Annotated in this window: 12 protein-coding genes and 1 pseudogene; 12 read left to right on the forward strand and 1 reads right to left on the reverse strand. The window is 59.6% G+C overall.

Annotation, left to right across the window (positions count from 1 at the left end):
• Window positions 1-459, forward strand: a 459-nt coding sequence (gene ubiT, locus G113_RS16040) for a ubiquinone anaerobic biosynthesis accessory factor UbiT (protein WP_005907026.1), incomplete at its 5' end; no start/stop codon positions are given.
• Between the two features lie 63 nt (window positions 460-522).
• Here ubiT and G113_RS21535 read toward each other — a convergent pair.
• Window positions 523-768, reverse strand: coding sequence for a hypothetical protein (locus G113_RS21535; protein WP_236611790.1), 246 nt, complete (start codon window positions 766-768; stop codon window positions 523-525).
• 214 nt (window positions 769-982) lie between these two features.
• Here G113_RS21535 and trmJ point away from each other — a divergent pair, with 214 nt between their 5' ends.
• The 11 genes and pseudogenes from trmJ to G113_RS20705 form a co-directional block, all read left to right on the forward strand.
• Window positions 983-1,711, forward strand: a complete 729-nt coding sequence (trmJ, locus tag G113_RS16050; RefSeq protein WP_005907030.1) for a tRNA (cytosine(32)/uridine(32)-2'-O)-methyltransferase TrmJ — start codon at window positions 983-985, stop codon at window positions 1,709-1,711.
• 89 nt (window positions 1,712-1,800) lie between these two features.
• The gene (gene iscR / locus G113_RS16055; RefSeq protein ID WP_040319317.1) at window positions 1,801-2,304 is read left to right on the forward strand and encodes a Fe-S cluster assembly transcriptional regulator IscR; all 504 of its coding nucleotides are present in this window, start codon (window positions 1,801-1,803) and stop codon (window positions 2,302-2,304) included.
• Window positions 2,305-2,356: 52 nt separating this feature from the next.
• Window positions 2,357-3,571 carry an IscS subfamily cysteine desulfurase gene (locus G113_RS16060; protein WP_005907032.1) on the forward strand — a complete coding sequence of 405 codons (1,215 nt, stop codon included), beginning with the start codon at window positions 2,357-2,359 and terminating at the stop codon, window positions 3,569-3,571.
• Window positions 3,572-3,614: 43 nt separating this feature from the next.
• Window positions 3,615-4,001 carry a Fe-S cluster assembly scaffold IscU gene (iscU, locus tag G113_RS16065; RefSeq protein WP_005907033.1) on the forward strand — a complete coding sequence of 129 codons (387 nt, stop codon included), beginning with the start codon at window positions 3,615-3,617 and terminating at the stop codon, window positions 3,999-4,001.
• A 15-nt stretch (window positions 4,002-4,016) separates the two neighbouring features.
• Window positions 4,017-4,340, forward strand: coding sequence for an iron-sulfur cluster assembly protein IscA (gene iscA, locus G113_RS16070; protein WP_005907034.1), 324 nt, complete (start codon window positions 4,017-4,019; stop codon window positions 4,338-4,340).
• 9 nt (window positions 4,341-4,349) lie between these two features.
• Window positions 4,350-4,868 carry a co-chaperone HscB gene (hscB, locus tag G113_RS16075; RefSeq protein WP_005907035.1) on the forward strand — a complete coding sequence of 173 codons (519 nt, stop codon included), beginning with the start codon at window positions 4,350-4,352 and terminating at the stop codon, window positions 4,866-4,868.
• 28 nt (window positions 4,869-4,896) lie between these two features.
• Window positions 4,897-6,744: a Fe-S protein assembly chaperone HscA gene (gene hscA / locus G113_RS16080; protein WP_005907036.1), complete on the forward strand. Its 1,848-nt coding sequence runs from the start codon at window positions 4,897-4,899 to the stop codon at window positions 6,742-6,744.
• A gap of 1 nt (window position 6,745) precedes the next feature.
• Complete coding sequence (gene fdx / locus G113_RS16085; protein WP_005907038.1) at window positions 6,746-7,084, forward strand: ISC system 2Fe-2S type ferredoxin; 339 nt, start codon at window positions 6,746-6,748, stop codon at window positions 7,082-7,084.
• Window positions 7,085-7,267: 183 nt separating this feature from the next.
• Window positions 7,268-8,557, forward strand: a complete 1,290-nt coding sequence (gene pepB / locus G113_RS16090; RefSeq protein WP_005907040.1) for an aminopeptidase PepB — start codon at window positions 7,268-7,270, stop codon at window positions 8,555-8,557.
• Entirely contained in the window at window positions 8,554-9,837 is a 1,284-nt protein-coding gene (gene pepB, locus G113_RS16095) for an aminopeptidase PepB (RefSeq protein WP_005907042.1), read from the forward strand. Before pepB (G113_RS16090) ends, pepB (G113_RS16095) begins: the two co-directional genes overlap by 4 nt.
• A 378-nt stretch (window positions 9,838-10,215) precedes the next feature.
• Window positions 10,216-10,344: pseudogene (locus G113_RS20705) on the forward strand (nucleoside-diphosphate kinase); the annotation flags it as partial.

Here is a 10,344-nt window from a genome sequence, read left to right on the forward strand (position 1 = left end):
GGTGCCTTTACCCTGCAACGCAGGCTGATGGAGCCCTTGCTGGCTCGGGTGTTTCGAGAGGCCATCGCTGACGGGGATCTCGACTTCCTGACGGGCAAGTGGTTGAAGGTCGAGGTGACGGATCTGGCACTGCGCTGGTTCATCAGCTTGCGGGAAGGGCACCTGGTATTGGCCGAAGGAGCGCCTCGCGTGGATGTCTGCTTCAGCGGTGGCAGCAAGGATCTGATCCTCATTGCGGCGCGCAGGGAAGACCCGGATACGCTCTTCTTCCAGCGTCGCCTCAAAATTGAAGGGGATACTGAACTCGGCCTCGAGCTCAAGAACCTGATCGACAGCCTGGATTTGGCCTCCTTGCCTGCCTTGCTCAAGTACCCCTTGCTGGATCTGGCCTACTTTATCGAGCGGGAAGGGGCGGCATCAGAGCAAGCGGTGGCGACGGCGCAAGGTGCTGCGCTTTAGTTGTAACACCAGCCCCGGGGTGTGATGACGATGCCGGTGCCTTGCCCAGAGACAACGCAGGGCCTAGCCAGCAATCAGCAGCGCCAGCCAACCCCCTTGCTCGAGCTGGCCCAAGGCAATGGCCAAGCCGAGCAGGAGAAAAGGCTGCGCCTCATAGAGCCACTCGGGGCTAATCCAGCGGTGCAGCGGATAAACGACCAGGTCGGTGCGCCTGTAGCTGGAACGCATCATCCAGAGCAGGGCGCCGCAGCCAAACAACAGCGCGCCAGCCCCCCATATCAAGGGGCGATGACCGAGCAGCAGCAACAAGCTGCCCCCGCCCAAGTAAACACTTGGCAAGCTTTCATATAATCTGCGTGGCAACATGCCGACATACCTCGACGTGATCTTCCTATCTTGTTAGTCCCGACTCCCTTGGGGATTAGTTCCCTCTTATCTGTGAAATGGATGCCATTTACGATGCCAAAAGGGGCATTGGCTATGTTACAATTGCGCGCCATTTTTCACGAAAGATTGACCGGGCATGTTGGATAAGATTCGTATCGTCTTGGTAAACACCTCTCACACCGGCAACATGGGGTCGGCCGCTCGCGCCATGAAGACCATGGGCCTGAGCAATATGATACTGGTTGATCCCCAGGAGCTGCCCGATAGCCATGCCAACGCCCTGGCGGCTGGCGCCAGCGATATACTGGCCAATGCCCGGGTCGTTGCGACCCTGGATGAGGCGATCGCCGATTGCGCCTTGGTGATTGGCACCAGCGCCCGCTCCCGTACCCTGAGCTGGCCCATGCTGGATCCGCGCGAAGCGGGAGCGAAACTGGTTAGCGAGGCGAGCCAGTATCCGGTCGCGTTGGTATTTGGCCGTGAGCGCACAGGCCTCACCAATGACGAGCTGCAGAAGTGCCACTTCCATGTGGCCATCCCGGCCAATCCCGAGTACAGCTCCCTCAACCTCGCCATGGCGGTGCAGACCCTCTGCTACGAAATACGCATGCACTGGCTGGCTAACCAGGAGCAGGCACCTGAGCCCATGAACGAGGTCGCCTACCCGAGTGGTGAACAGCTTGATGGGTTTTATCGCCATCTGGAGCAGACGCTGCTGCAGACCGGCTTCATTAGCGAAGAGCATCCGGGGCAGGTGATCAACAAGTTGCGTCGCCTGTTCAATCGGGCCCGCCCTGAGGCGGTCGAACTCAACATCTTGCGCGGCATACTGACGTCGGTTCAGAAACCAAGACCCCAGGATTAATCCCGACTAAAACGGTCAACTATATACTTGACTGATTTAGTCGGGTATGTGACCATAATTGCCAATTGGTTCGCAAGACGGTAACGGATATGAGACTGACTTCCAAAGGACGTTATGCAGTAACAGCCATGCTAGATGTGGCGTTGCATGCTGATCAGGGGCCTGTGCCCCTGGCTGATATTTCCGAGCGCCAGGGTATCTCTCTCTCTTATCTGGAACAGTTGTTTGCCCGCCTGCGCAAGCATGGTCTGGTGAGCAGTGTGCGGGGACCCGGCGGCGGATATCGACTCGGTCTGGATCCGGCGGCCATCTCGGTCGGCCAGGTGATCACCGCAGTCGATGAGTCGGTCGACGCCACCAAGTGCTTGGGTAAAGGCGGTTGCCATGGCGGCACCCAGTGCCTGACCCACTCTCTGTGGCGCGATCTCAGCGAACGTATCTCCAGTTTCCTCGGTGATATCTCCCTGGCCGAACTGGTCGGGCAGGCAGATGTGCGCCGCATTGCTGACAAGCAAGATGAACAGATGAAGACCGTGTTGTCCCTGGTTGACCGGGTAGAACGCGGTGATGTGAGCTTGAAAGTCCAACTATAAACGTGCTTTCCACAGCCAACCGATGTGTGGTGGGTCTGTAACGGAGAAAAAGATGAAACTGCCTATATACCTTGATTATTCGGCAACCTGCCCTGTTGATCCCAGAGTCGCAGAGAAGATGATGCAGTGCCTCACCATGGATGGCCTGTTTGGCAATCCGGCTTCCCGTTCTCACCGTTTCGGCTGGCAGGCCGAAGAGGCGGTCGATCTGGCCCGTAATCAAGTGGCAGAGCTCATTGGTGCCGATCCCCGCGAGATCGTGTTCACCTCTGGTGCGACTGAATCCAACAACTTGGCCATCAAGGGCATAGCACATTTCTATGCCAGCAAAGGTAAGCACATCATCACCTCCAAGACTGAGCACAAAGCGGTGCTCGACACCTGCCGTCAGTTGGAGCGTGAAGGTTATGAAGTGACTTACCTCGAGCCCATGCCCAACGGTCTGTTCACCCTCGAGCAGATTGAAGGCGCCATGCGCGACGACACCGTGTTGGTCAGCATCATGCACGTCAATAACGAGATCGGTGTGGTGCAAGACATCGCCGCCATCGGCAACCTGTGCCGTTCGCGCAAGATTTTCCTGCACGTCGATGCCGTTCAGAGTGCCGGCAAGATCCCGGTCGATGTCGAGGCGCTCAAGGTCGACCTGCTCTCCGTCTCCGCTCACAAAGTTTATGGCCCCAAAGGCATAGGTGCTCTCTATGTGCGCCGTAAGCCCCGTGTTCGTCTGGAAGCCCAGATGCACGGTGGCGGTCATGAGCGCGGCATGCGCTCCGGCACACTGCCGACTCACCAGATTGTCGGTATGGGCGAGGCGTTCCGCATCGCCAAAGAAGAGATGGCCAGTGAAGCACCACGCATGATGGCCCTGCGTCAGCGTCTGTGGGATGGCGTCAAAGACATCGAAGCCGTTTACATCAACGGCGATCTCGACCAGCGCGTGCCGGGCAACCTCAATGTCAGCTTTGCCTATGTGGAAGGGGAATCCCTCATCATGGCACTCAAGGATCTGGCTGTCTCTTCGGGCTCGGCCTGTACCTCTGCCAGCCTGGAACCCTCTTATGTGTTGCGCGCCCTGGGCCTGAACGACGAGCTGGCACACAGCTCCATCCGTTTCAGCATGGGTCGCTTCACCACAGAAGAAGAGATCGACTACGCAGTCAAGCTTATCCGTGACTCCATCGGTCGTTTACGCGAGATGTCTCCCCTGTGGGAGATGTACAAGGACGGCGTCGATCTGAACACGGTCGAATGGGCACACCACTGATCCTCAAGGTCAGTGGCTACAACGGAATCAGCAGGAGTTAATCATGGCTTACAGTGAAAAAGTAATAGACCACTACGAAAACCCCCGTAACGTCGGTGGTTTCGACAAAAATGATCCCAGCATCGCCACCGGCATGGTCGGCGCCCCAGCGTGCGGCGACGTCATGAAGTTGCAACTGAAGATCAGCGACGCCGGCATCATTGAAGATGCCAAGTTCAAAACCTATGGTTGTGGCTCTGCCATTGCCTCCAGCTCGCTGGTGACCGAATGGGTCAAGGGCAAGACTCTGGACGAAGCGGCTGGTATCAAGAACACCGACATCGCCGAGGAGCTGGCACTGCCACCGGTCAAGATCCACTGCTCCATTCTGGCTGAGGATGCCATCAAGGCAGCCATCGCCGACTACAAGCAGAAGAAAGGTCTCGTTTAAGGTCCGGAGAGCAGTATGGCCATTACCATGACAGCATCCGCGGCAGAGCGGGTATCCAGTTTTCTGATCAACCGGGGCAAGGGCTTGGGCCTGCGTCTCGGCGTCAAGACCACCGGCTGCTCAGGGCTCGCCTATGTGCTGGAGTTCGTCGATGAGTTGAATGACGGGGACAAGGTGTTCGAGCAAGAGGGTGTCAAGATCATCGTCGATGCCAAGAGCCTTGCCCATCTGGATGGCACCGAGCTGGACTTCGTCAAGGAGGGCCTCAACGAGGGCTTCCAGTTCAATAACCCCAACGCCAAGGGCGAATGTGGTTGTGGCGAAAGTTTCAGTGTCTAAGGGTCGCTCATGAACCATTTCGAGTTGTTCGGTCTGGCTCCGGGGTTCGAGATCGATACCCGGCAGCTAGGGGATACCTACCGCCAACTGCAAACTCAGTTCCATCCTGATCGCTTCGCCACCGCTCCCGAACGGGAGCGGCTGGCCTCAGTGCAGCAAGCCGCTCGCATCAATGATGCCTTTTCTACCCTCAAAGCGCCTTTGCTGCGTGCCGAGTACCTGCTCTCCCTGCGTGGCACCGACATTCGAGCTGAACAGCAAACCCTGCAAGACACTGCGTTTCTGATGCAGCAGCTAGAGTGGCGTGAGCGCCTCGCAGACCTCAAGTGCGATGCGCAACCTGAGGCGGCCATCGCGGATTTTCGCCGCGAAATCGACCAGGAGCACCACCACCTGATGCAACAGCTGACCCAGACTCTCGCCAGTGGCGAGGATCCCAAGGCGGCCGATTGTGTGCGCAAACTCAAGTTCGTCGACAAGTTGTTCGAAGAGCTGGAGCGCTTCGAAGACTCGCTGTTCGAATATTGATCTTCTAACGCTGGAAATGTGATTACCCATGGCATTACTGCAAATCGCCGAGCCCGGCCAGAGCGCCGCGCCTCATCAGCATAAACGTGCCGTCGGCATCGATCTGGGCACCACCAATTCGCTGGTTGCTGCGGTACGTAGCGGTCAGGCCGATACGCTCAATGACACCGCTGGCCGGGCCCTGCTGCCTTCTGCCGTTCACTATCAGGCTGACAGCATTCGAGTCGGTTTCGATGCGAAAGCCGAGGCCGCCCAGGATCCCCAGAACACCATCATTTCGGTCAAACGCATGATGGGCAAGGCGCTGGCAGATCTGGATCTGCGTCAGCAACCCTATGAATTCGTGGCAAGCGACAATGGGTCACCCCAGATCCTGACACGTCAGGGGTTGGTCAATCCGGTGCAGGTCTCGGCCGAAATACTCAAGAGTCTGGCTGCCCGTGGTGCCGCGACCCTGGGCGGCGACCTCGATGGCGTCGTCATTACCGTGCCCGCCTATTTCGATGATGCCCAGCGTCAGGGCACCAAGGATGCGGCTCGTCTGGCCGGTCTGCATGTGCTGCGTCTGCTCAATGAACCCACTGCTGCCGCCATCGCCTATGGCCTGGATTCCGGGCAGGAGGGGGTTATTGCCGTCTACGATCTCGGCGGCGGAACCTTCGACATCTCCATACTGCGCCTGCATCGCGGCGTGTTTGAGGTGATGGCCACCGGTGGCGATTCAGCCCTGGGGGGCGATGACTTCGATCACCTGCTTGCCGATTGGCTCAAGGCCCAGGCCGGGTTGGATGGTCAGCTCGATGCTCGTCTGCAACGTGAGCTGCTCGATGCCGCGACCGCCATCAAACATGGATTGACCGATACAGACTCTGTCTCGTGCGCCTTCGCCGGTTGGCAGGGAGAGCTCTCCCGTGTCCAGTTCGATGCCCTCATACTGCCCCTGGTCAAACGTACCTTGCTGGCCTGTCGCCGCGCCCTGAAAGATGCCGGTCTCAGCGCCGCTGAAGTGCTGGAAGTGGTCATGGTCGGTGGCTCTACCCGAGTGCCACTGGTGCGTGAGCAAGTCGGTAGCTTCTTTGGCCGCACGCCGCTCACCAGCATAGATCCGGACAAGGTAGTGGCCATAGGCGCCGCCATCCAGGCCGACATTCTGGTGGGCAACAAGCCTGATGCCGAGATGCTGCTGCTGGATGTGATCCCGCTCTCTCTGGGACTCGAGACCATGGGCGGCCTCGCCGAGAAGGTGATCCCGCGCAACACCACCATACCCGTGGCCCGCGCCCAGGAGTTCACTACCTTCAAGGATGGTCAGACGGCCATGGCAATCCACGTGGTGCAGGGGGAACGGGAGCTGGTTGCAGATTGCCGCTCCCTGGCCCGCTTCACCCTGACCGGGATCCCGCCGATGGCGGCGGGCGCTGCCCACATCCGCGTCACCTTCCAGGTGGATGCGGACGGTCTGCTGTCGGTCAGCGCCATGGAGAAATCCTCAGGGGTACAGGCTGACATTCAGGTCAAACCCTCCTATGGCCTGGCAGAGGATGACATCCTCAACATGCTGACCGCTTCCATCGAACACGCGGAGCAGGACATGGCGGCGCGTATGCTGGCAGAACAGCAAGTGGACGCGGACCGGGTGATCGAGAGCCTCAATGCCGCGCTGGCCGTGGACGGCGAGGCGCTGTTGAGCGCCCGCGAGCGCACCGAGATCGACGCCGCCATCGCCCATCTCAAGCAGATGCGGCAGTCCGGTTCGACCAATCAAATAAAAGATGCCATCGAGGCGGCGGATGCTGCCAGTGGCGAGTTTGCCTCCCGTCGCATGGATGCCTCCATCCGCAAGGCGCTGACTGGCCAAGACGTTAACAAGGTGTGATATGCCGAAACTGATCATTTTGCCCCATCCCGAACTCTGCCCGGAAGGGGCTGCCCTGGAAGGGGCAAGCGGTGAAACCATATTGGACATAGCCCTGCGCAACGGCATAGAGATAGAGCATGCCTGCGAGAAATCCTGTGCCTGCACCACCTGCCACTGCGTGGTACGTGAGGGGTTTGATTCCCTGGAGCCGAGCGATGAGCTGGAAGATGACATGCTGGACAAGGCCTGGGGACTGGAGCCTGAGTCCCGTCTGAGCTGCCAGGCGCGTCTGGCCGATGAGGATCTGGTGGTGGAGCTGCCCAAGTACACCCTCAACCTTGCCTCCGAGCGTCACTGATTGCGCACTGGTTAATTGAGCATGCAGTCAGTCCTGACATAAAAGTGATATGGTGAAGGCCGTGACCCGAAAGGGGACGGCCTTTTTTATTGCCCGATTTCCTGGTTCGGCCAGTGTGGATTGAGGGCGTGAAGCCGACAGTTTTGCCAAAAAGAGTATGCCAAAGAAAAGGAAGCAAGAGAGATGGCTGAGATGATGAATGTAGTGTTGTCCACCCAGGCTGCCCCTGCCCACTGGGGCGAGGGTGCCCTGCTGAGTTTTAATGGTGATGAGACCCGTGTGCATCTAGACAAAGAGCCGATGCGTGCCATCCAGCGTGCCGGTCGTCGCCTGGAGTCTTCCGGTATCAAGCGGGTGCGTTTGATGGGGGAAGGCTGGGATCTAGAACGTCGTTTTGCTTTTGCCCAAGGATTCTATGCCGCCAAGGGTGAGCGGACGCTGGAATTTGGTGAGCAGTCGGCGCAAGACGCCAAGGCTCTCGATGGCCTGCTCAAGGCGAGTGCCTGGGTGCGGGACGTGACCAACGGCTGTCCGGAGGAGATCTACCCCATGAGTCTGGCTGAGTCCGCCCTGCTGCTCATTCGCGGTCTGGCCGGTGACAAGGTGACCGCGCGCATCACCAGCGGTGAAGCCTTGAAGGAGGCCGGTCACATCGGCATCTGGTCGGTGGGGCGGGGCAGTGAGCGTGAACCCGTGCTGCTGGAGCTCGATTACAACCCGACTGGCAATCCCGCAGCCCCGGTGGCCGCGGCCTTGGTAGGCAAGGGCATTACCTTCGATTCCGGTGGTTATAGCATGAAGTCATCCGATGGCATGCTGCCGATGAAGTCCGACATGGGTGGCGCAGCCATGGTGACTGGCGGTCTGGCACTGGCCATCGCCCGTGGCCTGGACAAGCGGGTCAAGCTCATCCTCTGCTGCGCCGAGAACCTGGTCTCCGGCCACGCCTTCAAACTCGGTGACATCCTCACCTATCGCAACGGGATCAGTGTCGAGATCCAGAATACCGATGCCGAGGGCCGCTTGGTACTGGCCGATGGCCTGCTGACGGCGGGTGAAAGTGGCGCGCCTTATATCCTGGATGCCGCGACCCTGACCGGCGCCGCCAAAATGGCCTTGGGACGTGACTACAATGCGTTGTTCGCCCTGGATGAGACCGAGCAGGCTCGTGGTCTTGCCGCCGCCAAGGCGGAGAATGAAAAAGCCTGGGTGCTGCCGCTGGAGACCTGGCATCAGGGCCAGCTCGGCTCCTCTTTTGCCGACATGAGCAACGTGGCCACCGCCGAAGGCACGGCCGGCGCCACCACGGCCGCCGCATTCCTGTCGCGCTTCGTCCGTGACGAGGGCAAGGGGTGGCTGCACATGGATTTGGCGGGCGCCTATCAGAAAGCGGGCAACGATCTCTGGGCCACCGGTGCCAAGGGCCACGGCCTGCGCACTATCGCGCGGTGGCTCGAGGAGGTGTGCGCATGAACATCTGGTTAAGCCGTGAATTTGCCGCCGCCGAATGGGGCGAAGGCGCCCTCATTTCGCACCGTGTCGACGGTGCCCAGATCCATCTGGTGAGTGCGACCCCCTTGTCCGATATCCAGCAGGCGGCGCGCCGCCTCTGCAGCCAGGGGATCTACAGGGTCAGCCTGGCTGGCCACTGGGACAGGGAGCAGCAGTGGGCCTTCGCGCAAGGGTTGCAGACCCCGAAGCGGGCAGTGGAACTGCAATGGGCCACCTGCAGCGAGGAGGACAGGGCAGAACTGGAGGCTCGCTGGCTGTGCGGACGCTGGGTACGCGAGATGACCAATGCCACGCCCGAACAGCTGGGGCCGCTGGACTTGGCGGTAGAGGCTGCCGCTTTTATTACCGAGCTGGCGCCTGACCGAGTAAGCCATCGCATCCTCAAAGGGGAAGCCCTGGCCCAGGCGGGCTGGGTCGGTCTCTATCAGGTGGGACGCGGCAGCGATCGCGAGCCCGTCATGCTGGAGCTGGACTTCAACCCGAGCAAGGATCCCAAGGCCCCCGTCGCGGCGGCCCTGGTCGGTAAGGGTATCACCTTTGACTCGGGTGGTTACTCCATGAAGACCTCTCAGGGCATGCTGACCATGAAGCATGACATGGGGGGCGCCGCCATCGTCACGGGCGCCCTGGCGTTGGCCATGCTGCGCGGCCTGAACAAGCGGATAAAGCTCATCCTCTGCTGCGCCGAGAACCTGGTCTCGGGCCACGCCTACAAGCTGGGCGATATCCTGACCTACAAGAACGGCACTACGGTGGAGATAGTCAACACCGATGCCGAGGGGCGTCTGGTGCTGGCCGATGGTCTGCAGCTCGCGGCCGAGTCAGGCGCGCCGCTCATCATCGATGGCGCCACCCTGACGGGGGCGGCGGTGATGGCGCTGGGGGGGCGTTACAATGCCCTGTTTGGCTTGGACAAAGGCTTGGTGAACCGGGCCATGGTCTATGCCGAGTCCGAGCAGGAGCCCGCCTGGCCGCTGCCACTCGAACCCTGGCATAGCCAGCAGTGTCCGTCCCACTATGCCGACACCGCCAATAGTCGCCCGGTGCCGGGGGGTGGCCCGGGTGGTGCCTCCAACGCGGCCGGTTTCCTCTCCCGCTTCGTTGCCAACGAGGGGCAGGGCTGGCTGCACGTCGATCTTGCCGCTTGCTTCAACGAAAATGGCGATGGCCTCTGGGCGCCCGGGGCCAATACCCTTGGGATGCGCACCATGGCCCGCGCCCTGCTGGAAGAGACCCGCTGAGCAACATTTGAGACGCTGCTGCTCTGTGATGAACAAGGCGCCATGATGGCGCCTTTTTACCTTGGCAAGGCCAAAATGGCCGATTTTGGGCGTCAGCCGCTGCTTGCTGGCCTGAATGTATGAGGCGGCTGTGGCGGCGATACGGGGTTACGATCCAAGACGGAGAGGTCAGCTTTTACGGCTTTTACCAAGAGATCGTAGGGAAGAGCACGTTTTTTTGTGCTTGAGCTGCGGCAAGATAGGCGGGCATGTTGTTTTAACGATGAATTTGTTTAACAAAAAGTTACCTTATTGTGTGTTATTCCAGTTTTTGTTTACGTATAATCGCCGCCGAACATGAATTCTCATCATAATTCTCTGTAGTTTAAGGAAGATCTAATGGCTATCGAACGTACCTTCTCTATCGTCAAGCCGGATGCTGTCAGCAAAGAACTTGATCGGTGCCATCTACAACCGCTTTGAGAGCGCGGGTCTGCGTATTGTTGCAGCCAAGATGATCCACATGAG

It is taken from the genome of Aeromonas molluscorum 848 (assembly GCF_000388115.1).
In the GTDB taxonomy this organism is placed as follows: domain Bacteria; phylum Pseudomonadota; class Gammaproteobacteria; order Enterobacterales; family Aeromonadaceae; genus Aeromonas; species Aeromonas molluscorum.